Below are 26,308 nucleotides of genomic sequence, written 5' to 3'. Positions count from 1 at the left end.
GTCACCGTCCTCCCGTCAGGTGCGGCGGCTTGCAACGGTCCGGGTCCTCCGGTTGCCACCTGCCGTTCACCAGGTACTCCTCGGGGACGGTCCCGCACAGGTAGCCGTCCACCCAGCGGCCGTTGCCCGTCGCGTTGCCGAGGACGCGGATGTAGGGCGTGGCGGTCGTCAGGACGCGCTCCAGGTTCTTCTGGTTGCGTTGGAGGACGCCGACGACCCGTTCCAGGGACGCGAGCGTCGGGCCCAGCGTGCGGCGGTTGTCGTCGACGAGGCCGACCAGCTCCCCGCCGAGCCGCTGCGTGCCGACGAGCAGCGCGTGGATGGCGTCGCGCCGCCGGCGCAGCTCGCCGAGCAGCAGGTTGCCGTCCTTGAAGAGCGTCTCGAACTGGGAGTTCTGCGCGGCGATCGTGCCGGACAGCCGCTTGGTCCCGGCGAGCAGCCGGGACAGCTCGGCGTCCCGCGACGCGATCGTGGTGGACAGCGCCGACAGGCCGCGCAGCGCGACCCGGACGTCGGCCGGGGTGTCCTCGAACGTCGTGGAGATCGTCTCCAGGCTCTGCGCGAACTTGGTCGTGTCGAGCTGCTCGAACGTCCGGCCGAGGTCCTGGAACGCCGTCGTGACGTCGTAGGGGGCCACGGTCCGGTCGAGCGGGATCGGCTCCTTCGGGTTCTGCCCGCGGTAGCCGAGCGGGTCCAGCTGGAGGTACTTCGACCCCAGCAGCGTCTTGATCATGATGGTGGCGCGGGTCGCGTTCCCGACCCAGGTGTCCTTCACCCGGAACGTGACCTCGACCTTGTTCCCCTTGAGCGAGACGCCGGTGACCTTGCCGACCTTCACCCCGGCGACACGGACCTCCTGGCCGGGGTCCAGCCCGGCGGCCTCGGAGAAGTACGCGCTGTACGTCGTCCCGCCGCCGACGATCGGCAGCCGGTCGGCGCGGTAGGCGAGCGTGCCGAGGACGAGCAGGATCACGATGCCGACGACCGCCACCCCGATCGGGTTCCGGTCGCGCAACGGCTTCAGCCGCGGCCGGTCCCGCTTCGGGCGCGGCAGGGCGCGCGGCAGCGGCCGGGGCGGCCCGCCCGCCGGGGGGACGGGGGGCGGGCCGCCGGGGGGCGGGGTCGGGGGCGTCATCCGCGGCACCTCGCGTCCTTGATGGGCAGGCCGGTCGGAGGCGGCTGGTCCGACAGGTCGGAGCCCGCGTAGCTGACGCCGATCAACTTCACCTCGCACTGGTAGAAGTTCACCCACGAGCCGTAGGAGGCCAGGCGGCCGAAGGTCGCCATCTTCCCGGGCGAGCGCTGGAGGAAGCGCGTCAGCAGCGGCTCGTCGCGGTTGAGGTTGTCGCTGAGCCGGCCGAGCTGGACGATGTCGTCCTTCAGCGGGTCCCGCGAGACCTGGAGCAGCCCGGCGGTGGCGGTGGTCAGGTCGGCGACCGACCCGAGCGCCTCGCCGATCGGGACCCGGTCGGCGGCGAGGCCGGAGGTGAACCGGCGCAGCGTGGTGACCAGGTCGACGAGTTGCCGGTCCCGCCCGTTGATGGTCTGGACGACGCTGTCGAGGTTCGCGATGAGCTGGCCGATCACCTTGTCCTTGGCGGCGAGCGTGCTCGTCAGCTCTCCGACGGTGCGCAGCAGGCTCTCCACGGTGCCGCTCTCGCCCTGGAGCACCTTGACGACCGACTCCGAGAGCTTGTTGGCGTCCCCGGGCGACAGCGCCTGCATGAGCGGCTGGAACCCCTGGAACAGCTGGGTGAGGTTGAGCGTCCCGGCGGTGTGCTCGACCGGGATCGTCCCGCCGGGCCTCAGTACCTGGCCGGGCGAGCCGGTGCCCTGGCCGAGGGAGACGTACCGGCCGCCGACCAGGTTCAGGTACTTGACGGCGGCGGTCGCCGACGCGGGGATCCGCCGGTCCCGGTCGACGGAGATCTTCACCCGGGCGAGCCGGCGGTCGCTGACCTCGATCTCCTCGACCTGGCCGACCTCGACGCCCGCGATCCGCACGCCGTGCCCCGGATGGAGCCCGGCCACGTCGGTGAACTTGGCGTAGTAGGTGACGCGGTCGCCGCTGGTGGCGCCGGTGATGCTGGACGCCAGCAGCGCGGTCGCCAGCACCGTGACCACGATGAAGATCAGCGAGCTGACGAGCGGGAAGCCCATGCCCTTGATCCCCTGACCGGTGAGCCTCACTTCACCGTCACCTCCGTGCCCCGGTAGATCGGCCCGACCAGCACGCTGGACCAGTCCGGCAGCTCCTCGGGGACCTCGTCCAGCGGCGCCCCGGCAAGCTCGTTGACCAGGTCGTTCTCCGACGCCGAGTTCGCGGGGCCGAGGCCGCTGCCGGCCGCGCCGCCCTGGCCCGGCGCGCCGCCGGCGGGCAGCACCCGCACCCCGTCCCCGGTCCCGAGGTAGGGGACGCCCGGGCAGCGCGGGCCGCCGCCGCCGTCGTAGCGGGGGGCGTCCCTGCCCGGGACGTAGCGGCCCTTGCTCGTGACCGGCACGACCAGGCCGTGGACGCCGTGCTCGTTCGTCCCCTTGCCGAGGACCTTGTTCATCGTCGGGATGAAGCCGGCGAGCGCGCGGAACGTGCAGGGCGCGGCGGGGGCGTAGCGGCGCATCAGGTCCAGGCTCCCCCGGCTCTCGGTCGCGAGCGCGATGATGTTGCCGGAGTTGGCGCGCAGGAAGTCCTCGAGGTCGGTGGACGATCCCGACACCGCGTCGTAGAGGGTCGCGAGGGCGGTGCGCTGGTCGACGATCGTCCGGCTGGTGACCGTGAAGTCCGTGAGCGCCTGGAGCAGGTCGGGCGCCGCGTCGGAGGCGTGCTGGGTGAACGTCGCCAGCTCCTGGAGGTTGCGGGCGAGCGCCGGGACCTCCGGGTTCAGCCTGGTCAGGAACGCGTCGAGCTGCTCGAAGTTGCGGCCGATCTGGTCGCCGCGCCCTTCCAGCGCCCGCGCCATGGCGTTCAGCGTCGCGGAGAGCTTCGCCGGCTGGATCGTGTCGAGCAGGTCCATCGTGTGGTTGAGGACCTCCGACAGCTCCACCGCGTTCCGGCTGCGGTCCTCGGAGATCACGTCGCCGTCGGCGATCGGCCGTCCCGCCGACCCGGGCGGCGGGACGAGCGAGACGAACCGGGCGCCGAACACCGTCGTCGGCAGCAGCCGCGCCTGGACGTCCGCCGGGATCCGGTCGGTCATTCCCGGTTTCAGCGCCAGCTCCAGCTTCGCGCCGGCCCCGTCCGCCGTGATGGACCGGACCTCGCCGACGACGACGCCGCGGACCTTCACGTCCGCCATCGCGTGCATCTCGTGCCCGGCCGTCGAGGTGCGCAGCGTCACCGTCGTCGCGTCGGTGAACCGCTTGTCGTAGATCGCGATCGACAACCAGACCAGCAGCGCCGGGACGAGCAGGAACACCACCCCGGTGAGGCGCTGCCCGACCACGTGCCGGGTGGTACGCCGAGCCATGTCAGATCCACCCCATGTCAGATCCACCCCATGTCAGTTCGGCCCCATGTCAGCCCGTCACCTTCACGGTGGTCGTGGCACCCCAGATGGCGAGGCTGGCGAAGAAGTCCGTCACGCTGATCAGCACGATCGCGGTGCGGACCGCGCGGCCGACGGCGACGCCCACGCCGGCGGGGCCGCCGACCGCGCGGTAGCCGTAGTAGCAGTGCGCGAGCACCACCATCACGCTGAAGATCAGCACCTTGGCGAACGAGAGCAGCACGTCCTCCGGGGCGAGGAAGATGTCGAAGTAGTGGTCATAGGTGCCGGCCGACTGCCCGTTGAACCAGAGCGTCACCTGTCTGGAGGCCAGATAGGAGCTGAGCAGCCCGATGCCGTACAGCGGGACGATCGCGACGGTCCCCGCGATGATCCGGGTGGTGACCAGGTAGGGCACCGACTGGATGCCCATGCCCTCCAGCGCGTCGATCTCCTCGTTGATCCGCATCGCGCCGAGCTGCGCGGTGAACCCGGCGCCGACCGTCGCCGACAGGGCCAGCCCGGACACCAGGGGGGCGATCTCGCGGGTGTTGAAGTACGCCGACACGAAGCCGGTGAACGCCGCCGACCCGATCTGGTCGAGCGCGGCGTAGCCGGACAGGCCGACGACGACGCCCGTGAACACCGTCATGCCGATCATCACGCCGACGGTGCCGCCGATGACGGCGAGCGCGCCGCTGCCGAACGCGACCTCGCCGAGCAGCCGCAGCGACTCGCGCAGGTACCGGCGCAGCGCGCGCGGCGTCCACAGCAGCGCCCGGACGTAGAAGCCGAGCTGGTCGCCGGGCTGGTCCAGCCAGGAGACCAGCTTCACCGGGCGGAGGCGGCGAACCCCGGGGACCGCCATGTCACGCTCCCTTCGGGGGGACGACCTGCAGGTAGATGGCGGTCAGCACGAGGTTGACGAAGAACAGCATCAGGAACGTGATGACGACCGACTGGTTGACCGCGTCCCCGACGCCCTTCGGTCCTGGGTTCGGGTTCAGGCCGCGGTAGGCGGCCACCACGCCGGCGATGAATCCGAAGATCAGCGCCTTGAACTCGCCGATGTACAGGTCGGGCAGCTGCGCGAGCGCGGAGAACGAGGCGAGGTACGCGCCGGGCGTCCCGTCCTGCAGCAGCACGTTGAAGAAGTAGCCGCCCGCGACCCCGACGACGGAGACCAGTCCGTTCAGCAGCACCGCGACCGCCATGCAGGCGAGGACGCGCGGGACCACGAGGCGCTGGATGGGCGAGACGCCCATCACCTCCATCGCGTCCATCTCCTCGCGGATCGTCCGGGACCCGAGGTCCGCGCAGATCGCCGACCCGGCCGCGCCGGAGATCAGCAGCGCCACGATCAGCGGGCTGGCCTGCTGCACGACGGCGAGGACGCTCGCCCCGCCGGTGAGCGACTGCGCGCCGAGCTGCTTGGCCAGCGACCCGACCTGGAGCGAGATGACCGCGCCGAACGGGATGGACACGAGCGCGGTCGGCAGGATCGACACCGACGCGATGAACCAGAACTGCTGGACCAGCTCGCGGAGCTGGAACGGGCGCCGGAACGACATCGCCAGTACCGTCGCGGCGAGCGCGAAGAGCCGCCCGGTCTGGCGCAGCGCACCGGCGCCGGGAACGGCGGAGTCAGGTGCCGCCACGCGCGTCTCCTTCCTCGGGCACACGCGCGTCGCCGCGCGGTGCGGTCGGCTCGTCGGTTCGAGGGCGGTCAGTTCGCATCGGGGACGCCGCCCTCCGCCGCGTGCCTGCGGTTGGCGTGGATCGCCTCCTGCGCGCGGCGGGAGAGGCGCGGCATCATCTCGTCGAGGCGCCGCGCGTGCCGCAGCTCGCCCTGCCGGGGCGGCGCCCCGGGCGTGGGACGCAGCTGCGGCGGGATCTCCAGGGTGCGTTGAAGGGGTACGGGGCCGGCGGCCTCGGCGGCGAGCAGCGCGGCGTCCTTCTCCTCCGACATGCCGATCGGTCCGCGCGTGTCGCCGTGCAGGAACTGCAGGACGGCCGGCTCGTCGCTGGTCAGCAGCGCCTCGCGGGGGCCGAACGCGATGAGGTCGCGGCGGTACAGCATGCCGATGTTGTCCGGGACGGTCGCGGCGATGTCGATGTTGTGCGTGACGATCAGCATCGTCGCGTCGATCCGCGCGTTGACGTCGATCAGCAGCTGGGAGATGTGCGCCGTGCGGACGGGGTCCAGGCCGGAGTCGGGCTCGTCGCACAGAATGATCTCCGGGTCGAGGACGAGCGCGCGGGCGAGGCCGGCGCGCTTGCGCATGCCGCCGGAGATCTGGCCGGGCAGTTTGCGCTCCTCGCCGGTGAGGCCGACCATCTCCATCCGCTCCATCACGATCCGCCGGATCTCGGGCTCCTTCTTGCGGGTGTGCTCGCGGAGCGGGAACGCGATGTTGTCGAACAGCGGCAGCGAGCCGAAGAGCGCGCCGTCCTGGAACATCAGCCCGAACCGCTTGCGCGCCTCGAACACGTCGCGGTCGCGGTCGTTGACCATGTCGACCCCGCCGATGAGGACGCGGCCCTCCTCCGGCTTGAGCAGCCCGACGAGCGACTTGAGGAAGACCGTCTTGCCGGTGCCGGAGGGGCCCAGCAGCACGCTCACCTCACCGGGCGGGAGAGTGAGCGTGACATCGCGCCAGATCGTCTGACGGCCGAAGACTTTCGTCAGCCCCTCGACGACCACTTCAATTCCCACGACACCACCGCTCGCGCTAGGAAGGAGGTTTCGAGGACGTTACGGCGCACTAGACACAGTATTCAATAGGTGATCGCGGGCTCTTCGGCACAATTCGGTAAATGGCCTCAGAAATTTGTCACCGACTTAGCCTTCCCCTTCCCCGAAACCGTCACCAGCTGACTACCAGGCGGTAACATGGAGCGGGCGGGCGGCGCGATCCCCCTTCCAGGCAAGCGGTTTTGTCACCCGCCCAGCAACCGAACGTCGTTCTTGTCACATCGCGCGCAAAGATGCGGCGCCATGCGGCCGATCGAGCCGAAGACCCTTGCCACCGCCGACTGGCGACTTTATGTTCACGGTGTTATCGATCTCATTCCAGGGTGTTCGCCTCCCGTCCGGGCACACCCCGCCCAGCGCCGCCGGCAGGACGGCGCCACGGCGCCCGGCCGACTCGATGTGGAGGTTCACTTTCCCATGTCGCAGGCATTAGAATTGTCTGAACAAGACCGGAGTCAGACTGACTTCCAAGAATTCCTCGGCCTGCTGCGCGCGGAACTGTCCGACGTCACGAACGAGATCATCACCGAGATCAAGCGGAGCGTCCCGGAGTACGACCGGACGGATCCCGCCTACGACCAGACTCTCCGGCTCTGCGCCGACATCCTGCTGCCGACCTTCCTGGACCGGATCTCCGATCCGGACGCCTCCACCGACCAGCGCGACGAGACCTGCCGCTCCCTCGGCCGTTTCGAGGCCATCGAGGGGCGCAGCCTCGACCACCTCCAGGCCGCGGCCCGGATCGCCTTCCACGTCGCGTGGCGCCGGACCGCCGTCCTCGCCGAGCGCGCGCAGGTCCCCACCTTCGTCGTGTCCGCCGCCGTCGACGCCATGCTCGTCTACCTCGAGGAATCCGTCGCCCAGGCCCGCCTCGGCTACCAGCAGGCCACCGGGCACGCCGACCTGCGCCGCCGTGAGGAGCGGCGCCGGCTGCTGCACCTGATCCTGCAGCGGCCCGCCGTCGTCCCGGAGGCCATCGAGGACCTCGCCAAGTCCACCGGCTGGTGGCCGCTGCCGGCCGAGGCCACCCTCGTCGCCGTCCACCCCGAGGCGCCCTGCACCCGCTCCGCGCTCGACACCGACATCCTCACCGACCTCGACTCGGCGGAACCGTGCCTGCTCGTCCCCGGGCCGCTCACCGCCGACCGGCGGACCATGCTGCGCGCCGCGCTGCCGGACGCCAGCTGCGTCCTCGGCCTCACCCTGCCGCTGGAACGGGCCGCCCACTCGGTGCGCTGGGCCCGCCGCGTCCTCGACCTCGCCGAGGAGGGCGTCATCCCGGACGGCTCCCTCATCCCCTGCGAGGACCACCTGATGACCATGTGGCTGCTGTCCGATCCGCCGCTGGTCGAGGAGCTCACCCGCCGGCACCTGGAGCCTCTGCGGGACGTGTCGGACGGCCAGCGCAAGCGCCTCGTCGAGACGCTCACCGAATCCGTCACCACCCGGGCGACCGCCGTCGACATCGGCGAGCGCCTGAAGATCCACCCGCAGACCGTCCGGTACCGGCTCCGCCAGTTGGAGGGCTACCTCGGCGACAGCCTCGAGAACGCCGACGCCCGCTTCTCCCTCGACGCCACCCTCCGCGCCGCGAGTCTGTACAGTCGCCGGCGCGCCCGCCGGGGCCGGCCCGGCGCAGGGTGACCGGGATCCGCCAGGGGCGCGGGTGACGTTCGGGTCACAGGGGGTGCCGGAGGCCGTTATCCTGACCTCCTGGTTACCGGTTCCTGACGGAAAGTCGAAGGGGTCCATGCCGACGTCGACCTGGTTCCGCCTCAACGTCGCCAAGCGTGAGCGCGTGCTCGAAGTGGCGATGCGCGAGTTCGGGGAACACGGGTACTCGACGGGCAGCCTCAACACGATCGCGCGCGAGGCCGGCATCGCCAAGGGCTCGCTGTTCCAGTACTTCAGCGACAAGCTGGAGTTCTTCGCGTTCGTGTGCGACGAGGCGTCGCGCCGCATCCGCGAGGAGATGGAGCGCCGCATCGAGCGGATCGACTTCGACCAGTCCTTCGACGAGTGGCTGGTCGACGTCCTGTGCGACTGGACCGAGTACATGGCCGACCATCCGCTGGAGCGCGGCGTCACCGCGGCCACGAACTTCGAGCTCGACAACGGCGTCCGGTCCGTCGTCCGCGACACGGCCAACCAGCACTACCTGCTGGTCATCCATCCGACGCTGGAGCTGTGGAAGGGGCAGGGCGCCATCGGGGAGGACGCCGACCTGGAGGTCCTCGCCACCTGGCTGATGATGATCCTGCCGTTCCTGGCGCTCGCCCCCTACTACGACGGTCTCGACCCGATCCACGACCTGCGCGGCCGCACCCCGGCCCAGCAGCGGCCGGTGATCCGCCAGCTCGTCGCGGGCTTCCGCCCGATGTTCTCCCCCGCCAAGTGAGCCCGACGGGCCCTCAGGGCCGCCTGACGTAGTCGCAGACGGTGGCGTGACCCCGTCCCCCGGCACCGGCGGAGGGGACACCGGCGGATGGAACACTGTGCGCATGACTCTCGGGACGATCGTGCTGACCGGCGCCGCCGGACAGGTCGGCACCGCACTGCGGACGCCGCTGCGCGACGAGGCGGAGCGGCTCGTGCTGGCCGATCTCGCGCCGCTGCACGTCGAGGCGCCGAACGAGGTCGTGCACCGCGGCGACCTCTCGGACACGGCGCGGATCGTGCGGGGCGCGGACGCGATCGTCCACCTGGCCGGCGTCCCGGACGAGGCGCCGTTCCCCGACCTGGTCGAGGGCAACATCCTCGGCACCCAGCGGATCCTGGAGGCCGCCCGCGTGGCCGGGGTGCCGCGCGTCGTCCTCGCCAGCAGCAACCGGCTGACCGGCTGCTATCCGTCCACCGAGACCGTGTCGCCCGCCATGCCGCCGCGGCCCGACGGCCTGTACGGGGTCAGCAAGGTCGCGGTCGAGGCGCTCGGCCGGCTCTACGCCGACAAGTTCGGCATGGACGTGGTGTGCCTGCGCATCGGCAGCCTCGAACTGCACCCGACCGAGCCGCGCCACCTCGCGACCTGGCTGAGCCACCGCGACTGCGCGGGCTTCGTCCTCGCGGCGCTGACCGTCCCGTCGCCGGGGTTCCTCGCGGCGTACGCGGTGTCGGCCAACGCGCGCCGGTTCTGGGAGCTCGACGAGCGGCTCGGCTACGCGCCCCACGACGACGCCGCCTCCTATGGCATCCCCGACACGTTCGTCGGCGACGGCGTTCCGCAGGGCGGCGACTTCGCGTCCGCCCAGTTCACGCTGCGCCATCTGGAGGGGTCCGCGGGAAACGAGTGACGCCCGGGTCACGAAGGGTGCGGCAGGTTCTCCCCCGCGAAGTGAGCCTGACGGGCCGTCAGGGCCGCCTGGCGTAGTTGTAGACGGTGCTCCGGGAAATTCCCAGCAGGTCGGCGATGGCCTCGGTGGAACCCCGGGTGTCGAAGTAGCCGTCACGGTGCAGTCGCCGGACGAGGTCCTTCTTGGCGGCTCGGCCGAGTGCGCGCGGGGTGGCGGCCCGTCCGGCGGCGAACGTCTCGATGACCTCGCGCAACTCCCGCGCCGGGCGGTTCTCCAGGGTCTCCAGCGCCTCTTCCCGGTGCTCGACCTCGGTCGCCACCAGGTTGGCCAGGGCGAGCGTGAGGGGAGACAGGATCGACACGTCGAGGTTCAGGCAGAGCGCCGCGACGTAGCGGCCCTGGGCGTTCTTGATCCCGATGGACGTGCTCTTCACCGGACGGCCGTCGGGGAACCGGTTGGGATAGTTCTGGATCACGCTCGGGTAGTCCGGGTCCGCGATCCGGCGGAGCCCCAGTTCGGTGGCGGAGTCCCCCGCCCTGCGGCCCGACAGGTTGTTCTCGATGACGCGGATCGCGTGCTCCGGCCGGCGCAGGTCGTGGAGGACCACCTCGCAGAGGCCGGGGAACATGCGTCCGATCGCGATCGCGATCTTCTCGGCCTCGAGGAGGAGGTGCTCGTCGGGGTCGGCGGGGACGTCGGCGTCCTCGGGGACGTCGGCGGTCACGTGCGGCTCCTCCCGTCCGGGGCGCCGTCGTCGAAGACGGTGGCCATCGCCTCCGCCGACTTGAGTCCGGCGCCGGTGAGGACGACGACGGTGATCTCGCCAGGGCCGATGGTGCCGTCGGCCAGGAAGTGATCGAGGGCCGCCGCGGCGACGCCGCTGGTCGGCTCGGCGTAAAGTCCGCGCGAGGCGAGCTTGCGCACGGCCACGTGGATCTGGTCCTCGGTGACCGCCACCGCCGCCCCGCCCGAGCGGCGGATCGCCTCGACGGCCTCCGGGAGCCGGACCGGAGCGGCGATGGAGGCGCCCTCCGCGATCGTCGGCACCCGTGGCCCCCGGCTCCGCGGGTCGATCCCGTTCACCGTGTCGGCGATCGCGGCCCAGTGCTCCGGCTGGCCGACCAGAAGCCTGGGGAGCCGGTCGATCCGGCCTCCTTCGAGCAGTTCGCCGAATCCGATGTCGCAGCCGAGGACGTTGCTGCCCGCGCCGGCGACGAGCACGACGTTGTCCGGCGCCCTGAAACCGAGAGACTCCCACATCTCGTAGGCGATCGTCTTCGTGCCCTGCAGGAAGTAGGGGTGCCAGTTGTGGCTGGCGTAGAAGGTCTGCTCGGACTGGCGGATCGCCTCGTCGGAGACCTGTTCGCGGGTGCCCGCGACGAGCTCGATCCGGGCGCCGTACGCGCGGGCCTGAAGGATCTTGGCGGCCGACGTCGCCGCGGGAACGATGATCTTCGCGTCCATCCCGGCGGCGGCCGCGTAGGCGGCGACCGAGGAGCCGCCGTTGCCGGAGCTGTCCTCCAGGACGCGCGCCTCCCCCTGCCCGCGCAGATGGGAGATCATCACCGTGACCCCCCGGTCCTTGAAGCTGGAGGTGGGGTTGAACCATTCGAGCTTGAAGTGGACGCGCCGCCCGTCCCAGTCCAGCGGCGGCATGGGGGTGAAGCCCTCCCCGAGGCTCACACGGTGCCGGGCAGAGACCGGGATCGCGGACTGGTAGCGCCAGAGGGAGCGCTCGCTCGTGTCGATCCGGTCGGGTGCGGGCCCGGGCACCGGGCTGAGCGCGAGAGGTGAGCCGTCCTCACCGCGCCAGCGCCGGTCGGTGGACGCGTAGCGCCGCCCGGACCTGTCGTAGAGGAACAGGGTCTCCGTCAGCGTGCTGGTGGTGTCGTTCATGAGCCTCCGCAGGGAAGTCGCCGGCCCCTGTCGTCAGCCGGCCCGTCCGATCCGGCCACCCGTAATCCTTGGACAGAAATTGCAGAAATGCAAGATTCATCCAAATTTGGGCGTCGACCGTACGGGTCGTGAAGACGTGCGGCCCTGCGGCGGCGAGCACGCCGACGCGCGCTCAGCGGGTGAGGACGAACTCCTCCGGCCTCGCCTTGCGGGACCCGGCCCAGAACTCGAACGTGTGGCCCGGCCAGAGGGTGCGGTTCACGCCCTGGTCGTCGAGGTACCAGCTGTTGCAGCCGCCCTCGTTCCACACGGCGCGGCGCAGCCGCCGTTGCAGGCGGTCGTTGAAGCGGCGCGCGGCCTCCGGCTTCGGCTCGATGGTGTCGGCGCCGGCCTCCTGCATCAGGCGCAGGCAGCTCAGCACGTGCCGGATCTGCACCTCGATCATGAAGACGACGGAGTTGTGGCCGAGGCCGGTGTTCGGGCCGAGCAGCATGAAGAAGTTCGGCAGGCCGGGGATCGTCGTGCCGCGGTGCGCCTCGATGCCGTCCGCCCAGATCTCCTGGAGCTTGACGCCGTCCCGGCCGGTGACGCGCAGGTCGGTGAGGGCGTCGGTCACCTTGAAGCCGGTGCCGTAGACGATGCAGTCGACCTCGTACTCGCGCCCGTCCTCGGTGACGACCGAGTTCTCCCGCACCTCGGCGATCCCGGAGGTCTCCACCTCGACGTTCGGACGCGAGAGCGCCGGATAGTAGTCGTTGGACAGCAGGATCCGCTTGCAGCCGATCGTGTAGTCCGGCGTCACCTTGGCGCGCAGCTCCGGGTCGGCGACCTGGTTGGCGATGTGCCGGCGGGCGATCTTCTCCTGCGGGGTGGACAGCCGGGGGTCGATCGTGAAGCCGACGGCGCGGGCCTCCAGCGCCCAGTAGATGCCGCCGCGGAACGCGCGGGCGGCGCCCGGCACCTTCCCGAACGCCGCGCGGAGCGGCGCGGGGATGGGCAGGTCGGGCTTCGGCTGGATCCACGGCGGCGTCCGCTGGAAGACGACGAGCTCGCCCGCCTGCCGGGCGACCTTCGGCACGAACTGGATCGCGGACGCGCCCGTGCCGATGACGGCGACGCGCTTGCCGGTGAGGTCGTAGGAGTGGTCCCACTCGGCGGAGTGGAACGCCGTCCCCCGGAACCGCTCGACGCCCGGCAGGTCCGGGTAGGAGGGGACGTGCAGCGCGCCGATGCCGGACACGACGGCCTTCGGGGTGAGCACCGTCCCGTCGGCGAGCGCCACCTTCCAGCGGCGGGCGTCGTCGTCGTACTCCATGGAGTCGACCGCCGCACCGAACCGGATGTGCTCGCGCACCCGGTACTTGTCGGCGGTGCGCTCCATGTAGGCGCGGATCTCCGGCTGCGGCGCGAACATACGCGTCCACCCCGGGTTCAGTTCGAAGGAGAAGGAGTACATGTGCGACGGGACGTCGCAGGCGCAGCCCGGATAGGTGTTGTCGTGCCAGGTGCCGCCCAGCGCCTCGCTCTTCTCCAGCACGACGAAGTCGTGGAAGCCGGACTGCTTGAGCCGGATCGCCATGCCGAGGCCGGCGAACCCGGAGCCGATGATGACGATCGCCGGGGCGCGGTCGCTCATGCCCCCTCCTCTCAGATAACCTACTCGCAGTAAGTTACCGCGAGTAGGTTACTGACGGTAGGTCCAACAGAGGGGATTCTCCTGTGAGTGCCGCCACACCCCCGCCCCGCCGCCGCCGGATGTCGCGCGCCGAGCGCGAACGGCAGATGCTGGACGTGGCGGAGCGGGTGTTCGGCGAGCGCGGCTACCAGGCCGCCTCCATGGACGAGATCGCCGAGCGCTGCGGAATCTCCAAGCCGATGCTCTACGAGTACTTCGGCTCCAAGGACGGCCTGCTCGTGGCGTGCGTGAGCCGCTCCAAGGCCGAGCTGTTCGAGGTCACCCAGAAGGCGATGGCGGGCGCCACCACCCCCGGGGACATCCTGTCGCGCGGGATGGTCGCCTACTTCCGCTTCATCGACGAGCACAGCAGGTCGTTCGCGATGCTGCTGCGCGAGCCGATGGCCGCCACCCCGGAGGCCGCCCAGGCCGTCGACGACACCCGGCGGCAGCAGAGCGCGCTCATCGCCGGCGTGCTCGGCACGTTCGCGCCGTCCGCGCCGGCCGGCACGATCGAGGCGTTCACGCAGATCATCATGGGCGCGAGCGAGCGCCTGGCGCTGTGGCAGACGGGCCGCCCCGACGTGTCGGCGGAGGACGCGGCCCGCTACATGACCGAGTTCTGCTGGAACGGCCTCAGCCCGTACCTGACCGGGGAAGCGCGTCCAGCGCCCCGATGAGCAGGTCGAGGCCGAACTCGAAGTCGGTCTCGGCATCGACGTCGGCCAGCGCCGGACCGTAGGCGATGACGTGCGGGAACTCCTCCGGGTCGAGCCGCGACCACGCCTGGGCGCCCGTCTCGGCGAGGTGCCCCAGCATCTTCGCCATGCCGATCTCGCGCATCTGCGCGCCGAGCGCGTAGGCGATGAGCGCCCGCATGATGCGCACGGCCGTCTCGCCGTCGAACCCGGCCGCGTCGGCGAGGGCCAGGGCGCGCTCGGCCGGACGCAGCCCCACCGGCGTGTCGACCTTGTGGGTGAGGACGATCGACATGCAGCGCGGGTTGTCGTGCGCGACCTTCCGGAACGCCCGCACGAGGGCACGCGCGCGTTCCTGCCACGGCTCGGACGGGTCGTCGGGCAGTTCCAGGCCCGCGACGACGTGCTCGGCCACGCCCTCCAGCAGCGCGCCCTTGTTCGGGACGTGGTTGTAGAGCGACATCACGGCGACGTCCAGCTCGGCGGCGACCCGGCGCATCGACAGCGCGTCCGCGCCCTCCCGCTCGATCAGCTCGACCGCCGCCCGCACGATGCGCGCGCGGGTCAGACCCGGCCGCGGGGTGTCGGAGGTCACACGACTCGCCATCGCTCTGCGCTCCTCCTCGCCGTTGACACCCGCAAGTGTCCCATGACACGGTACGTACGCTGTACGTAAGACGTACAGCGTACGTACCAGCGGGCGGTGCGCGCCCGCGTTCGGGGAGGACGCCCATGTCGACCCACGACCTGTACACCGACTCCGTCCCGTCCGAGACCTGGACCGTGCCGATGACCGGCGACGCCAGGTTCACCTGGGAGTACGACGACGGCCGCGAACGCCTCCTCGCCCTCTACCAGAAGGGCAAGGACAAGCAGTGGGACTCGGTCAAGCGCATCGACTGGGACCTGGAGGTCGATCCGCACGACGTCCTCGGCGTCCCCGACCAGTCCCTCGCCATCTACGGGACGAAGTACTGGGACATGCTCTCGGAGAAGGAGCGCGGCGAGCTGCGGCGGCACTCCACGTCCTGGCAGTTCTCCCAGTTCGTGCACGGCGAGCAGGGGGCTATGGTCACCGCCGCCCGCATCGTGGAGTCGGTGCCCGACCTGGACGCCAAGTTCTACTCCGCCACCCAGACGATGGACGAGGCCCGCCACGTCGAGCTGTTCACGCGGTTCCTGCACGAGAAGGTCGGGATGGTCTACCCGATCAACACCAAGCTGCAGGACCTGCTGAACGAGACCCTCGGCGACTCGCGCTGGGACATGCCCTACCTCGGCATGCAGGTGCTCATCGAGGGCCTCGCGCTCGCCGCGTTCGGCGTCATCCGCGACGTCACCACCAAGCCGCTGCCCAAGCAGATCCTCGCCTACGTCATGCAGGACGAGGCGCGCCACGTCGCGTTCGGCCGGCTGGCGCTGCGCGACTACTACAGGCAGCTCTCGCCGGCCGAGCTCCGCGAGCGCGAGGACTTCGTCATCGAGGGCTGCTACCTGATGCGCGACCGCATCCGCGGCCGGGAGATCTGGACCAACTTCGGCATCGACCCGAAGGAGGTCGACGAGATGGTCGAGAACTCGCCGTACATGCGAATGTTCCAGAGCCTGCTGTTCAGCCGCATCGTGCCGTGCGTGAAGGACATCGGGCTGTGGAGCGACCGCATCCGGCGCGCCTATGACGACATGGGCGTCCTGGACATGTCCAAGGCCGACCTCGACGCCCTCATGCACCAGGACGAGGAGATCGCCGAGACGGTCGACGCCGAGCGGTTCGCCGCCGAGGAGACCGCCCGCAAAGCGGAGGTGGACGCCGTCATCGCCGACGCGGCGGCGGCGGGCTGAGTAAGTTCAGATCATTCGATCCGCCGCACACCTCGGAGGTCTGGATGCCCCTCGCGCACTTCGACGGAGCGCTCGCCGTCGTCACCGGAGCCGGCAGCGGCATCGGCCGGGCCGTCGCCCTCGCCCTGGCCGGGAACGGCGCCTCCGTCATCGCGGCCGACATCGACCTTCCCGCCGCCGAACGCACGGCCGCCCTCGCCAAGACGCTCGGCGCGGGCGGCACCGCCTACGAGGTGGACGTGGCGGACGAGGCCGCGATGGAGGACTTCGCCACGCGGGTGAAGGAGACCCACCGCGTCCCCGACATCGTCGTCAACAACGCGGGCATCGCCGTCACCGGCCCCTTCCTGGACACCGGCGTCGAGGACTGGGAGCGCATCCTCGGCGTGAACCTGTGGGGCGTCGTCCACGGCTGCCGGCTGTTCGGCCGCCAGATGCGCGACCGCGTGAACGCGCTGCCGAACAAGCCCGACAAGCCGAACCTCGGCGGCCACATCGTCAACATCGCGTCGGCGGCCGCGTTCGCGCCGTGGCGCGCCATGCCCGCCTACTGCACGACGAAGTCCGCCGTCCTCATGCTCAGCGAGTGCCTGCGCGCCGAACTGGCCGGCTCCCGCATCGGCGTCACGGCCGTCTGCCCCGGGTTCGTCAGCACCAGCATCGTCGACAACGCGATCCATCTGGAAGGCGACGCCGAGGCCAGGGCACGCCTGCGCGAGCGCGGGCAGCGCGCCATCAAGCTGCGCAACTACCCGCCGGAGAAGGTCGCCGAGCGGGTCGTCCACGCCATCATCAAGAACAAGCCCGTCGTGCCCGTCAACGCCGAGGGGCACCTTCTGCACGCCCTGTCCAGGGTGTCCCCCGCCTCCCTGCGCCTGCTGGCCAGGATTCCCGCCCGGGGCTAGCGCCCGCCGGGCGCGGTCCCCGACTCTCCCCCGCGGTGAGAGGAGAAGGTTCGATGCCCCCCGATGTCCTGCCGAGCGACGGCCGCCCCCGGAACCGGACGGCGCGGATCCGGTGCGGCGACGGCGACCACACGCTGGAGCTGACCCATCGGGAGGTGGTCGCCGAACGGCTGCTGCGCGCCTCCCGCAAGCACTCCTTCGACCCGGACGTGGACGTCGACTGGGACGCCCCGCAGGACCCGGACGTGTTCTACTTCCCGCCCCGGCTCACGTCGATCTACGAGACGCCGCTGTGGGACGGGCTGACGCACCGGCAGCGGGTGGAGCTGACCAAGCGGGAGATGTGCAGCATCGCCTCGTTCGGCATCTGGTCGGAGATGCTGCTGATGCAGTCGCTGGTGATGCACGCCTACCGGCACCCCTACGACAGCGACCATGTGGCCTACGCGCTGACGGAGATCGCCGACGAGTGCCGCCACTCGCGCATGTTCGGCCGGATGGTGCGCACGTGCGGGCTGCGCACCCACCGGCCGCGGGCGCTGGAGTTCCACTTCGCCAAGCTGTTCGGCGCCGTGTACGACCCGGTGCCGATGTTCGCCGGGACGCTGATCGTGGAGGAGCTCACCGACGCGTTCCAGCGGCTGACGTTCCCGGACGAGGCCGTCCAGCCGCTGATCCGCCAGGTCACCAGGATCCACGTCGTCGAGGAGGCCCGGCACATCAGGTACGCGCGGGAGGAGCTGAAGCGGCTGGTCGCGGAGATGCCCGCGGTGCGGCGGCGGATGGCGGCCTACTGGATGGCGCGGGCCACGCGGCTGATGGCCGCGCAGCTCGTCCATCCGTCCTGCTACACGGCGGTGGGGCTGGACCCGCGGCTGGCGCGGCGCGTGGCGGCGCGCAGCCCGCACCGGCGCGCGACGATGGCGTGGTCGTTCCGTAAATGCACCGCGTTCCTGGACGAGGTCGGTTTCCTGGACGGCCGGGCGCGCGGCGTATGGGTCGGGGCGGGACTGCTGGAGCCCTGACGGCCGCCATTCGCCCCAGCCTCGAACCGATTATTAGAAAATGGTTCGGCAATGGCGGGGTACTGGTCCGAGCACGGCATGCGAAAGGGCCGCGGAGCGGGGACCACTCCGCGGCCCTCAGGCGAGTAAGGGCTGCTAGCCCCGGATGTCACGCACCCAGGACACTCCGAACGATGGCATGGTCACGACGTCGACCCCCTCCTCCCCAGACTCGCTGCGCACCGATCATCATGCCCGGCGGGAAAGCTCGATCGGCGCACACCCTCCCCTTTACCGGTTCACCTTAGAAGGTGCCGCCAGAAGGGAAGCCATGATCGGCCGATTCAGGTCAGGAACGGTTCAGCGCGGCGAGGACTTCGCGGGCGACCGCGGTGGCGGTCTCGAGGCAGGCGCGCTCCCGGGCGTCCGCCCGTCCCCCGCGCGGCGCCTGCTCGCTGTAGCTGACCGTGAAGACCGCGTTGCGGATCCGGGCCGTGACCTGCCCGACCACGGTCGGCTGCCCCTCGTCGGTCTTGAACCAGCGGTACGCCTCGTCCCCGATGCCGTCCCGGCGCTCCAGGGTGACGGTCCGCACGAGCGGCGCGTCGTGCGCCTGGGCCCACTGCGCGTCGTAGTAGCCCTCGGCGTCCTGGACGGGCGAAGCGGTGTCGCCCGGCGCGTACAGATGCGCCTCCACGCGCAGCCAGCGGAACGCCGAGCCGGTCGAGGAGAACGTGCACGTCGTGAGCGTCGAGTTCGCGCTCTGCCGCCGCGTCGCCTTCGGCACGGCCCGCTCGGCCGTGGCCGCCGCGACCGTCCCGCACGGCGCCGGGAGCGCCTTGATCACCTTCTCGGGCGGGCCCGGCGTCCCGGACGGGCTGCCCGGCGGCGTCCGCGACGGGCCCTCCCGAGGCGCCCGCCGGGCGGCCTGCTGCTCGCTCCCCCCGGACATGACCAGGACGACCACGACCGCCGCGGCGGCGAGCGCCACGGCAGCCGCGAGCAGCGCGATCAGCCTGCGCGGGCGGCGTCCCGGGGCCGGCGGCTCCGGGCCGGAGTAGGGGCGGTGGAAAGGCTCGACCGGACGCTGAAGGCCCACGCCGCGCTCCTCACTCCCGTCCCGCCGACCGTTCCCGCCACCCGCCAACGTAACCAGGGCCGCCGCGCGTGACCAGGCCCCCTGGCGGTGCCGTTCGTCAGACCCGGTGGTCACAATGAAGGGATGCTGATAGCGGACATCGCGCGGACGTCGGAGGCGGTCGCGGGCACCTCGGGCCGCAAGGCCAAGGTGTCCGCGCTCGCGGAGTGCCTGCGCGCGGCCGACGCGGGCGAGGCCGCGACCGTGGTCGCCTACCTGTCCGGCGAGCTGCCGCAACGCCAGATCGGGGTGGGGTACGCCGCGCTGCGCGACCTCCCGCCGCCCGCCGCGGAGCCGTCCCTGACCGTCCCCGGGGTGGACGCGGCGTTCAGCGAGATCGGCGCCGTGTCGGGGCCCGGCTCGGTCGCCCGGCGGCGCGAGCTGCTCGCGGCGCTGTTCGGCCGCGCCACCGCCCCCGAGCAGGGCTTCCTCATCAGGCTGCTGGCGGGCGAGCTGCGGCAGGGCGCGCTGGACGGGGTGATGGCCGAGGCGATCGCGGCGGCGGCGGGGGTGCCCTCCGCCGAGGTCCGGCGCGCGTTCATGCTGCGCGGCTCGCTCGGCCCGGTCGCGACGACCGCCCTCGCCGAGGGGGTGGACGGGCTGCGCGCGTTCACGCTGGAGGTGGGCCGGCCGGTCAAGCCGATGCTGGCCGCCGCCGCGCCGTCGGTCGACGAGGCGTTCGCCAAGCTCAGGGGCGAGGCGGCCGTCGAGTGGAAGCTCGACGGCATCCGAGCCCAGGTGCACGTGTCCGGCGGCGGGGTCCGGGTGTTCACCCGGACGCTGGACGAGATCACCTCCAGGCTGCCGGAGGTGGTGGAGGCGGTGCGGGGGCTGCCCGTCCGCGAGGCCGTGTTCGACGGCGAGCTGATCGCCCTGCGGCCGGACGGCCGCCCCCACCCGTTCCAGGTCACCTCCGCCCGCACCGCGACCCGCACGGCGAAGGACACCGAGCCGGTGCCGCTGGCCGTCTTCCTGTTCGACGTGCTGTACCTCGTGGAGGCCGGCGACGCCCCTCCGCAGGGCGCGCGCGGCGAGGACCTGCTCGACGCGCCCGGGGCCGAGCGTTACGAGGCGCTCGCGCGGGTCGTCCCGGAGGAGCTGCGGATGCCCCGCGCGGTCACCGGCGACCCCGCGCGGGCCAAGGAGGTCTTCGACGAGGCCGTCGCGCGCGGCCACGAGGGCGTCGTGGTCAAGTCCCTCGACACCCCGTACACGGCAGGGCGGCGCGGCGCGGGCTGGATCAAGGTCAAGCCCCGGCACACCCTCGACCTCGTCGTCCTCGCCGTCGAGTGGGGGCACGGCCGCCGGCAGGGCCTGCTGTCCAACCTGCACCTCGGCGCCCGCGACCCCGAGACCGGCGGCTTCGTCATGCTCGGCAAGACCTTCAAGGGGCTCACCGACGAGCTGCTCGCCTGGCAGACGGAGAAGCTGCGCGCGCTGGCCGTGCGCGAGGACTCCTGGACGGTGCACGTCCGGCCCGAACTGGTCGTCGAGATCGCGTTCGACGGCGTCCAGCACAGCCCCCGCTATCCCGGCGGCATCGCGCTGCGGTTCGCCCGCGTCCTGCGCTACCGGCCCGACAAGTCCGCCGCCGAAGCCGACACGATCGACACGGTCCGGGCCGTCGCCCCCGTCATGGACTGAGCTCGGGGGCCTGCGCGGGCGGCTGCTCCCCGGACGGCGGCTCGTCGCCGTGCGCGCCGCCGCGGGCCCGCCGGGCGGACGCGGCGCGGGTCCGCAGGCGCGACCCGGTCTGCCCCCGCACGCGCGACAGGGTGCGGCGGCGCGCCCGGGCGGCGGCCTCCCGGTGGGCGCGGGCCGCGGCGTTGCGTTCGGCGCGCTCGACGGCCTCCCGCTGCGCCCGCGCGGCGGCGCGGCGCGCCGCCCTGCGCTCGGCCCGGCGCGCCCGGCCGCGTTCGGCCCGGCGTTCGGCCCGCCGCTCGGCGCGGGCGGCGGCGCGGGCCAGCTTGCGGCGGCGGGCCCGCTCGGTGGCCTCGGTGCGGCGCTGCAGCAGCTCGGGCGGGATGAGGTCGTGCCGGCCCGCGATGAACTCCTGCACCCAGATCTTGGCGCGGATCAGCGGCCGCCTGAGCCGCGTCTCGCGCCGGACGGCCCGCTGGTAGCGGCGCGAGCCGGGGTCGTAGCGCCAGCGCGACCAGGGCGAGCCGGGCCGCGCCACCCGGATCGCGCCGAAGATCAGCAGCGCGGGCACGAACAGCCCGAGCAGCCCCGTCCAGATCTTGCCCTTCAGCAGCGTGACCACGGCGAGGACGAGGTTGACCGCGAGGGAGGCGACGTAGACGCGGGTGATCAGTCCGGTGCCCGGGTCGGGCGCGATGCCCTCGTAGCCGAGGGGGCGGATGCCGAGCAGCAGCAGCCCGGTCACCGCCATGGCGACGAACACGGCGTCGACGGACGCGCGGCCCTTCTCCGTCCAGTAGACGTCGCTGAGGTGCAGGATCAGCGCGAACTCGTCCAGGACGAGGGCGGAGCCCATGCCGAACACCACCGCCGCCGCGAGGTCGAGGCCGACGTAGGCGTCCGGGACGGCGAGGCTCGCCACCCCGCCCATCAGCATCAGCACCACGCCGAACACGACGTGGTGGATGTGCACGTCGCCGGCCTTCACGTTCCGGAACCACCAGCGCACGTCCGCGCGGATCAGCCGGACGTTCACCCGCGTCAGCACGAAAGTGACCATGAACGCGACGAAGAAGCCGAACAGCGGAAGCCGCCCGGTCGCCACGATGCGTTCGTCGAACATCTCGATCATCTGCCCCCCGCCTCCTCAATGATGCACCGTGACATGCGCGGATATCGTGGGACCCTGCCGACGATCAAGGAGAGAACCGCCATGAGCCGCATCGTGGACCGCTGCGATCCCGGATACCGGGCGTGGATCGCCGAGGCGATCCGGCTCGTGGACGCCGACGCCAACCGCAGCGCCGACACGCACCTGCACGTGTTCCCGCTGCCGCCGGAGTGGGGCATCGACCTCTACCTGAAGGACGAGTCCGTCCATCCCACGGGTTCGCTGAAGCACCGGCTCGCGCGGTCGCTGTTCCTGTACGGGCTGGCGAACGGCTGGATCCGCCAGGACACGACGATCATCGAGGCGTCCAGCGGGTCGACGGCGGTGTCGGAGGCGTACTTCGCGCGGCTGCTCGGCCTGCCGTTCGTCGCGGTCATGCCCGCCTCCACCAGTCCGGAGAAGATCCAGCTCATCGAGTTCCACGGCGGCCGCTGCCATCTGGTGGCCGACCCGTCGGCGATCTACGAGGAGTCGCGGCGGCTGGCGGCGGAGTGCGGCGGCCACTTCATGGACCAGTTCACCTTCGCCGAGCGGGCGACGGACTGGCGCGGCAACAACAACATCGCCGAGTCGATCTTCGAGCAGATGCGGCTGGAGCGGTTCCCCGAGCCGTCCTGGATCGTGGTGGGCGCGGGCACCGGCGGGACGTCCGCGACGATCGGCCGGTACGCCCGCTACCAGCGGTTCCAGACGCGGCTCGCGGTCGTCGACCCCGAGGGGTCGGCGTTCCACGGCTCGTTCGCCGACGGCGATCCCGCCCGGACGGCGGCGGGCTCGCGGATCGAGGGCATCGGCCGTCCCCGCGTCGAGCCGTCGTTCCTGCCGACGGTGATCGACCGGATGATCCGGGTGCCGGACGCGGCGTCCATCGCGGCGATGCGCTGGACGAGCGAGGTCAGCGGCCGCGGCGTCGGCGGCTCGACCGGCACGAACATGTGGGGCGCGGCCGAGCTGATCGCGCAGATGCGGGCGCGCGGCGAGCGCGGCAGCGTCGTCACGCTCATCTGCGACGGCGCCGAGCGCTACGCGGGGACCTACGGGTCGGACGCGTGGCTGGCGCGGCAGGGCCTCGACATCGCCCCCTACCGGGCCGCGCTGGAGGGGTTCCTGAAGACCGGCACGATGCCGGACGTCACCCGGTGACGCGGATCGGGTTGAACAGGTCGGCGTAGATCAGCAGGCCGCCCATGACGATCAGGACGACGGCCATCACGTAGGTCACCGGCAGCGCCTTGGCGACGTCCACGTAACCCGGGTCGGGCCTGCGCAGGATCCGGGCGAACGCCTTCTTGATCGCTTCCAGGAGGGCGCCGGCGATGTGCCCGCCGTCGAGCGGCAGCAGCGGGATGAGGTTGAACAGCCCGACGGCGAGGTTCAGCGAGCCGAGCAGCATCACGAAGAAGGAGACCTTCTGCGTGCCGGTGAAGTCGTGGGACGCGGCGACCTCGCCGCCGATCCGGCTGACGCCGACGACGCCGATCGGCCCGTTCGGGTCGCGCTCGTGACCGCCGAAGGCGGCGTTCCACACGCCGACCATCTTCTGCGGCATGCGCACCAGCGCGCCGACGGTGCGCGCGGTCAGGTCGCCCATGGTGCTCGCGACCGCGCCGGGCCCCTGCCGCTCGATCCCGCTGGACGGGGTGATGCCGAGGAACCCGACGTTGACGACCTTGTCCTCGTCCTTGAGGTCGTACATCTGGTTGCGGGTGATGGGGACGTTCAGCCGCACGTCCCTGCCGTCCCGCCGGACGGTCATCGGGACGGTCTTGCCGCCGTCCTCGCGGATCAGCCGCTGCAGCTGCGGATACTCGTCGATCTTCTTGCCGTCGAAGGCCACGATCCGGTCGCCGGCCTGGAGCCCGACCTGCCGCGCCGGCGTCGGCGTCGCGTTCGCGGGGCACTCGGTGACCTTGGCGCTGGCCGGCACCATGCACTCGGCCACCTCCTTGATCACCGGCTGCGGCTGGCTGACGCCGATGCCCATCAGCAGGATCGCGAAGAACATCACCGACAGGAGCAGGTTCATCGCGGGCCCGCCGAACATGATGAGCATCTTCTGCCACCACTTCTTGGCGTAGAACACGCGGTCGCCGTCGCCGGGCCCGACCTCCTCCAGCGAGGCGCCCCGCGCGGACTCGATGAGTCCCTGCCACGGCCCGGTGCTGATCCGCCGCACCTGCCCCGGCGCGTCGCCCTTGCGCGGCGGCAGCATGCCGATCATGCGGATGTAGCCGCCGAGCGGGATCCACTTGACGCCGTACTCGGTCTCGCCCCTGGTCTTCGACCACATGGTGGGCCCGAACCCGACCATGAACTGCGTGGTCCGCACCTTGAACAGTTTCGCGAAGGTGAAGTGCCCGAGCTCGTGCAGCGCGATGGAGACCAGCAGGCCGAAGAAGAGGATCAACGCTCCAGCCAGGTAGTAGACCATGCGGCGTGCCCTCCGGGTCCGTCCACCCCGCACCCGGGGGTGATCTCCGACAACCAGTTCAGAGTACGTTACGGCCCGCGTTCCGGTTGAAGCGAACGCAGAAGCCGCACGCGCCGGAGACCGCTTTGATGCGCGGTGCTAACTCGTCCGCGCGTCATTGGCACGAGAACCCGTATCCACGGACAGGGCCGACCCCGCATCATGGGCGCCCCCACCCCGCCCCACGGAGGTTCTCACCTTGAAGCGCGGTCACATAGCGGCACTGGCGCTGATCCTGCCCCTGGCCCTGGCAGGCTGCGGCGGCGAAGACAACGGGAAGCCGACGAGCGCGTCCTCACCCCCCGCCCCGACCGCCGCGACCACGGCGCCGTCCACTCCGCAGCCCGGAAAGGGCACCGAGACGACGCCCCTTCCCCCGGCCCAGTCCAAGGCGGTCAAGGCCTTCAACGACTGCATGCGCAAGCAGGGCGTCCAGATGCCGACCCCCAACCCCACGAGAACCCCCGCGCCCGACGAGCTACAGAAGATCAGAACCGCCCTCCAAACCTGCGTGAAGTCCATGTCCACTCCCCCCACCCCCCAATAAGCAAAGACGCCCACCCCCAAACCGCCGAAGGCGACCCGAACCCCAACCCCCACAACGCCGAAGGCGACAGGAACCCCAGCCATCGTCCCGAGCCGAAGCGGGGAAGACCGCAACACCAACAAGGAGCGCAACAGTCGAGACGACCCGCACAAGAAAAGACCGAGACAGGCGCACCCAGCAGCACCGTCTAACGAAGCCACCTCAGCCGCCGGCTCAGCCCCGCGACAACCTCGACACTCGCGATCGCGTCCGAAGGCAGATCCGAGCGAAGCAAGGATCTGATCGCGAAGCGAGCCGCAAGGCGAGCCGGAGCGATGCAGCGATCGCACGCGTTTCCCCAGGGTCGGGGCCCCCAGGGCCCCGACCCTGGGGAAACGCAATAAACACTGCTAGCCTTCTGCGACAGCTGATGATCCCGTGCGGGAGAGTCCCTCGCAGCCGGTGGGGGACGCCGAAGGAGCAAATCCTCCCCGGAACCTCTCAGGCCCATGGACCGCACGGGCCAGGCGACCTCTGGAAAGCGGGGACTCCGGTCCCCCGCCGAAGGTGAAAGCCGGCCGCGTTGCGGCGGGTGAAGCTCTCAGGCGCCGATGACAGAGGGGGAGGCACCGATACGCCCGGTGCGCGAGTGGGACGATGGACCACGCGCGCCCGTGACGAAGGAGCCGATCCCATGTCCGCCGATCCGACCGCGAAGAAGACGCCGCTGCACGACGTCCATGAGGACCTCGGCGCGAATCTCGTCGACTTCGCGGGCTATCTGATGCCGCTGCGCTACGCGAGCGAGACCGCCGAGCACCAGGCCGTCCGCACGGGTGCGGGGCTGTTCGACCTGTCGCACATGGGGGAGATCTTCCTCTCGGGGCCGGGCGCGGGGGCCGCGCTGGACTTCGCGCTGGTCGGCAACCTGTCGCCGATGCCGGTGGGGAAGGCCCGCTACACGATGATCTGCGGGCACGACGGCGGCGTCCTGGACGACCTGATCGTCTACCGGCTCGCGGACGAGACGTGGATGGTGGTGGCGAACGCCGCGAACGCCGCCGTGGTCCGGGAGGCGCTGGTGGAGCGCGCCGCGGGGTTCGAGGCCGCGGTGGACGACCGGTCCGACTCGTACGCGCTGATCGCGCTGCAGGGGCCGCGTTCTCAGGGGATCCTCGAGGGGTTCACGGACGCGCCGCTGGGGGACCTGAAGTACTACGCGATCCTGGCGGGGCGGGTCGCGGGTGTGGACGCGCTGGTCGCGCGCACCGGGTACACGGGCGAGGACGGGTTCGAGCTGTTCGTGGACGCGTCCGACGCGGTGGGGTTGTGGCGGGCGCTCGCGGCGGTGGAGGGGGTCGTCCCGGCGGGGTTGTCGGCTCGTGACACGTTGCGCCTGGAGGCGGGGATGCCGCTGTACGGGAACGAGTTGACGGCGGAGACGACGCCGTTCGAGGCGGGCCTCGGCCGGGTCGTGAAGCTGGACAAGGCAGGCGATTTCGTGGGGAAGTCGGCTCTGGCGGCGCAGGCGCAGACCCCGCCGGGCCGTAGGCTCGTGGGACTGGTCGCGCGGGGGCGTCGCGCGCCCCGCAAGGGGTACCAGGTGGTCACGTCCGGCGGCGCGCCGTGCGGAATCGTGACGAGCGGCGCCCCGTCGCCCACACTGGGCACGCCGATCGCCATGGCGTATCTCGACAGCGGCGTCGAGGAGGCGGGCCTCGCCGTGGACGTCCGCGGCCGGCAGGAGCCGGTGGACGTGGTGGCCCTGCCGTTCTACAAGCGTCCCTGATCTGCAAGCGTTCCTGAACAAGTTGT

At 71.3% G+C, this 26,308-nt stretch carries 24 protein-coding genes and 1 riboswitch; of the genes, 11 read left to right on the top strand and 13 right to left on the bottom strand.

Annotated features, from left to right (window positions below; genetic code table 11):
* Position 1: 1 nt before the first annotated feature.
* From AB0C84_RS28120 to AB0C84_RS28095, 6 genes are all read right to left on the bottom strand, one after another.
* Positions 2 to 1,135, bottom strand: a complete 1,134-nt coding sequence (locus AB0C84_RS28120) for an MCE family protein (RefSeq protein ID WP_361072225.1) — start codon at positions 1,133 to 1,135, stop codon at positions 2 to 4.
* Positions 1,132 to 2,190: an MCE family protein gene (locus AB0C84_RS28115; RefSeq protein ID WP_361072222.1), complete on the bottom strand. Its 1,059-nt coding sequence runs from the start codon at positions 2,188 to 2,190 to the stop codon at positions 1,132 to 1,134. Before AB0C84_RS28115 ends, AB0C84_RS28120 begins: the two co-directional genes overlap by 4 nt.
* Positions 2,187 to 3,464 (bottom strand): MCE family protein, encoded by a 1,278-nt coding sequence (locus AB0C84_RS28110; RefSeq protein WP_361072219.1) that lies wholly within the window; start codon positions 3,462 to 3,464, stop codon positions 2,187 to 2,189. The genes AB0C84_RS28115 and AB0C84_RS28110 overlap by 4 nt, the downstream gene beginning before the upstream one ends.
* Before the next feature lie 49 nt (positions 3,465 to 3,513).
* The gene (locus tag AB0C84_RS28105; protein ID WP_179846518.1) at positions 3,514 to 4,350 is read right to left on the bottom strand and encodes an ABC transporter permease; all 837 of its coding nucleotides are present in this window, start codon (positions 4,348 to 4,350) and stop codon (positions 3,514 to 3,516) included.
* Between the two features lies 1 nt (position 4,351).
* Positions 4,352 to 5,053 (bottom strand): ABC transporter permease, encoded by a 702-nt coding sequence (locus AB0C84_RS28100; RefSeq protein WP_361072349.1) that lies wholly within the window; start codon positions 5,051 to 5,053, stop codon positions 4,352 to 4,354.
* Positions 5,054 to 5,208: 155 nt separating this feature from the next.
* Entirely contained in the window at positions 5,209 to 6,198 is a 990-nt protein-coding gene (locus AB0C84_RS28095; protein WP_361072215.1) for an ATP-binding cassette domain-containing protein, read from the bottom strand.
* Between the two features lie 474 nt (positions 6,199 to 6,672).
* On the opposite strand from AB0C84_RS28095, the gene AB0C84_RS28090 reads away from it, so the two are divergent.
* The 3 genes from AB0C84_RS28090 to AB0C84_RS28080 all read left to right on the top strand — a co-directional run bounded on the left by AB0C84_RS28090 (position 6,673) and on the right by AB0C84_RS28080 (position 9,527).
* Positions 6,673 to 7,881, top strand: coding sequence for a helix-turn-helix domain-containing protein (locus AB0C84_RS28090; RefSeq protein WP_361072212.1), 1,209 nt, complete (start codon positions 6,673 to 6,675; stop codon positions 7,879 to 7,881).
* A 106-nt stretch (positions 7,882 to 7,987) separates the two neighbouring features.
* The gene (locus tag AB0C84_RS28085; RefSeq protein WP_179846514.1) at positions 7,988 to 8,635 is read left to right on the top strand and encodes a TetR/AcrR family transcriptional regulator; all 648 of its coding nucleotides are present in this window, start codon (positions 7,988 to 7,990) and stop codon (positions 8,633 to 8,635) included.
* A 103-nt stretch (positions 8,636 to 8,738) separates the two neighbouring features.
* Positions 8,739 to 9,527: an NAD(P)-dependent oxidoreductase gene (locus AB0C84_RS28080; RefSeq protein ID WP_361072209.1), complete on the top strand. Its 789-nt coding sequence runs from the start codon at positions 8,739 to 8,741 to the stop codon at positions 9,525 to 9,527.
* Between the two features lie 58 nt (positions 9,528 to 9,585).
* Here AB0C84_RS28080 and AB0C84_RS28075 read toward each other — a convergent pair whose 3' ends face one another.
* The 3 genes from AB0C84_RS28075 to AB0C84_RS28065 all read right to left on the bottom strand — a co-directional run bounded on the left by AB0C84_RS28075 (position 9,586) and on the right by AB0C84_RS28065 (position 13,059).
* A complete protein-coding gene (locus AB0C84_RS28075) occupies positions 9,586 to 10,251 on the bottom strand; it encodes a PAS domain-containing protein (protein WP_361072206.1) in 666 nt (221 codons plus the stop codon).
* Positions 10,248 to 11,423, bottom strand: a complete 1,176-nt coding sequence (locus AB0C84_RS28070; RefSeq protein ID WP_361072203.1) for a threonine synthase — start codon at positions 11,421 to 11,423, stop codon at positions 10,248 to 10,250. The genes AB0C84_RS28075 and AB0C84_RS28070 overlap by 4 nt, the downstream gene beginning before the upstream one ends.
* 172 nt (positions 11,424 to 11,595) lie before the next feature.
* Positions 11,596 to 13,059 (bottom strand): NAD(P)/FAD-dependent oxidoreductase, encoded by a 1,464-nt coding sequence (locus AB0C84_RS28065; protein ID WP_361072200.1) that lies wholly within the window; start codon positions 13,057 to 13,059, stop codon positions 11,596 to 11,598.
* Between the two features lie 83 nt (positions 13,060 to 13,142).
* Here AB0C84_RS28065 and AB0C84_RS28060 point away from each other — a divergent pair, with 83 nt between their 5' ends.
* Positions 13,143 to 13,778, top strand: coding sequence for a TetR/AcrR family transcriptional regulator (locus AB0C84_RS28060; protein WP_361072197.1), 636 nt, complete (start codon positions 13,143 to 13,145; stop codon positions 13,776 to 13,778).
* Here the strand turns inward: AB0C84_RS28060 and AB0C84_RS28055 are convergent.
* A complete protein-coding gene (locus AB0C84_RS28055) occupies positions 13,735 to 14,403 on the bottom strand; it encodes a TetR/AcrR family transcriptional regulator C-terminal domain-containing protein (RefSeq protein ID WP_179846509.1) in 669 nt (222 codons plus the stop codon). The two genes, AB0C84_RS28060 and AB0C84_RS28055, sit on opposite strands and share 44 nt — an antisense overlap.
* Positions 14,404 to 14,528: 125 nt before the next feature.
* On the opposite strand from AB0C84_RS28055, the gene AB0C84_RS28050 reads away from it, so the two are divergent.
* From AB0C84_RS28050 to AB0C84_RS28040, 3 genes are read left to right on the top strand one after another with little or no spacing between them, the layout of a single operon-like run.
* Positions 14,529 to 15,638, top strand: a complete 1,110-nt coding sequence (locus AB0C84_RS28050; protein ID WP_258941803.1) for a ferritin-like domain-containing protein — start codon at positions 14,529 to 14,531, stop codon at positions 15,636 to 15,638.
* A gap of 44 nt (positions 15,639 to 15,682) precedes the next feature.
* Positions 15,683 to 16,543, top strand: a complete 861-nt coding sequence (locus AB0C84_RS28045) for an SDR family NAD(P)-dependent oxidoreductase (protein WP_258941802.1) — start codon at positions 15,683 to 15,685, stop codon at positions 16,541 to 16,543.
* A 53-nt stretch (positions 16,544 to 16,596) separates the two neighbouring features.
* Complete coding sequence (locus AB0C84_RS28040; protein WP_361072192.1) at positions 16,597 to 17,568, top strand: diiron oxygenase; 972 nt, start codon at positions 16,597 to 16,599, stop codon at positions 17,566 to 17,568.
* A 328-nt stretch (positions 17,569 to 17,896) separates the two neighbouring features.
* On the opposite strand, the gene AB0C84_RS28035 is transcribed toward AB0C84_RS28040, so the two are convergent.
* Positions 17,897 to 18,646 (bottom strand): hypothetical protein, encoded by a 750-nt coding sequence (locus tag AB0C84_RS28035; protein WP_361072189.1) that lies wholly within the window; start codon positions 18,644 to 18,646, stop codon positions 17,897 to 17,899.
* Between the two features lie 123 nt (positions 18,647 to 18,769).
* Between AB0C84_RS28035 and AB0C84_RS28030 the strand changes: the two genes are divergently transcribed.
* Positions 18,770 to 20,329, top strand: coding sequence for an ATP-dependent DNA ligase (locus AB0C84_RS28030; RefSeq protein WP_361072186.1), 1,560 nt, complete (start codon positions 18,770 to 18,772; stop codon positions 20,327 to 20,329).
* On the opposite strand, the gene AB0C84_RS28025 is transcribed toward AB0C84_RS28030, so the two are convergent.
* Complete coding sequence (locus AB0C84_RS28025; RefSeq protein WP_361072183.1) at positions 20,319 to 21,458, bottom strand: hypothetical protein; 1,140 nt, start codon at positions 21,456 to 21,458, stop codon at positions 20,319 to 20,321. The genes AB0C84_RS28030 and AB0C84_RS28025 overlap by 11 nt on opposite strands.
* Positions 21,459 to 21,539: 81 nt before the next feature.
* Here AB0C84_RS28025 and AB0C84_RS28020 point away from each other — a divergent pair, with 81 nt between their 5' ends.
* Positions 21,540 to 22,640: a PLP-dependent cysteine synthase family protein gene (locus AB0C84_RS28020; RefSeq protein WP_361072180.1), complete on the top strand. Its 1,101-nt coding sequence runs from the start codon at positions 21,540 to 21,542 to the stop codon at positions 22,638 to 22,640.
* On the opposite strand, the gene AB0C84_RS28015 is transcribed toward AB0C84_RS28020, so the two are convergent.
* Positions 22,630 to 23,928, bottom strand: a complete 1,299-nt coding sequence (locus tag AB0C84_RS28015) for a site-2 protease family protein (RefSeq protein ID WP_361072177.1) — start codon at positions 23,926 to 23,928, stop codon at positions 22,630 to 22,632. The two genes, AB0C84_RS28020 and AB0C84_RS28015, sit on opposite strands and share 11 nt — an antisense overlap.
* A 238-nt stretch (positions 23,929 to 24,166) precedes the next feature.
* Between AB0C84_RS28015 and AB0C84_RS28010 the strand changes: the two genes are divergently transcribed.
* Positions 24,167 to 24,514 (top strand): hypothetical protein, encoded by a 348-nt coding sequence (locus AB0C84_RS28010; protein ID WP_361072174.1) that lies wholly within the window; start codon positions 24,167 to 24,169, stop codon positions 24,512 to 24,514.
* A gap of 410 nt (positions 24,515 to 24,924) precedes the next feature.
* Positions 24,925 to 25,020, top strand: a riboswitch (glycine riboswitch).
* A gap of 167 nt (positions 25,021 to 25,187) precedes the next feature.
* A complete protein-coding gene (gene gcvT / locus AB0C84_RS28005; protein WP_361072171.1) occupies positions 25,188 to 26,282 on the top strand; it encodes a glycine cleavage system aminomethyltransferase GcvT in 1,095 nt (364 codons plus the stop codon).
* The last annotated feature ends 26 nt before the right edge of the window (positions 26,283 to 26,308 follow it).

Origin of the sequence: Actinomadura sp. NPDC048955 (assembly GCF_040649435.1) — a bacterium.
GTDB lineage: Bacteria > Actinomycetota > Actinomycetes > Streptosporangiales > Streptosporangiaceae > Spirillospora > Spirillospora luteofluorescens.
Note: the sequence above shows the minus strand (reverse complement) of the source record. Positions and strands in the feature narration are given on the sequence as shown.

Excerpts from the sequence above, each read along its gene's own strand:
- AB0C84_RS28120 (WP_361072225.1), bottom strand. The coding sequence starts at position 1,135 with ATGACGCCCCCGACCCCGCCCCCCGGCGGCCCGCCCCCCGTCCCCCCG.
- AB0C84_RS28110 (WP_361072219.1), bottom strand. The coding sequence starts at position 3,464 with ATGGCTCGGCGTACCACCCGGCACGTGGTCGGGCAGCGCCTCACCGGG.
- AB0C84_RS28105 (WP_179846518.1), bottom strand. The coding sequence starts at position 4,350 with ATGGCGGTCCCCGGGGTTCGCCGCCTCCGCCCGGTGAAGCTGGTCTCC.
- AB0C84_RS28100 (WP_361072349.1), bottom strand. The coding sequence starts at position 5,053 with ATGTCGTTCCGGCGCCCGTTCCAGCTCCGCGAGCTGGTCCAGCAGTTC.
- AB0C84_RS28085 (WP_179846514.1), top strand. The coding sequence starts at position 7,988 with ATGCCGACGTCGACCTGGTTCCGCCTCAACGTCGCCAAGCGTGAGCGC.
- AB0C84_RS28080 (WP_361072209.1), top strand. The coding sequence starts at position 8,739 with ATGACTCTCGGGACGATCGTGCTGACCGGCGCCGCCGGACAGGTCGGC.
- AB0C84_RS28070 (WP_361072203.1), bottom strand. The coding sequence starts at position 11,423 with ATGAACGACACCACCAGCACGCTGACGGAGACCCTGTTCCTCTACGAC.
- AB0C84_RS28065 (WP_361072200.1), bottom strand. The coding sequence starts at position 13,059 with ATGAGCGACCGCGCCCCGGCGATCGTCATCATCGGCTCCGGGTTCGCC.
- AB0C84_RS28055 (WP_179846509.1), bottom strand. The coding sequence starts at position 14,403 with ATGGCGAGTCGTGTGACCTCCGACACCCCGCGGCCGGGTCTGACCCGC.
- AB0C84_RS28050 (WP_258941803.1), top strand. The coding sequence starts at position 14,529 with ATGTCGACCCACGACCTGTACACCGACTCCGTCCCGTCCGAGACCTGG.
- AB0C84_RS28045 (WP_258941802.1), top strand. The coding sequence starts at position 15,683 with ATGCCCCTCGCGCACTTCGACGGAGCGCTCGCCGTCGTCACCGGAGCC.
- AB0C84_RS28040 (WP_361072192.1), top strand. The coding sequence starts at position 16,597 with ATGCCCCCCGATGTCCTGCCGAGCGACGGCCGCCCCCGGAACCGGACG.
- AB0C84_RS28030 (WP_361072186.1), top strand. The coding sequence starts at position 18,770 with ATGCTGATAGCGGACATCGCGCGGACGTCGGAGGCGGTCGCGGGCACC.
- AB0C84_RS28025 (WP_361072183.1), bottom strand. The coding sequence starts at position 21,458 with ATGATCGAGATGTTCGACGAACGCATCGTGGCGACCGGGCGGCTTCCG.
- AB0C84_RS28020 (WP_361072180.1), top strand. The coding sequence starts at position 21,540 with ATGAGCCGCATCGTGGACCGCTGCGATCCCGGATACCGGGCGTGGATC.
- AB0C84_RS28015 (WP_361072177.1), bottom strand. The coding sequence starts at position 23,928 with ATGGTCTACTACCTGGCTGGAGCGTTGATCCTCTTCTTCGGCCTGCTG.
- gcvT (WP_361072171.1), top strand. The coding sequence starts at position 25,188 with ATGTCCGCCGATCCGACCGCGAAGAAGACGCCGCTGCACGACGTCCAT.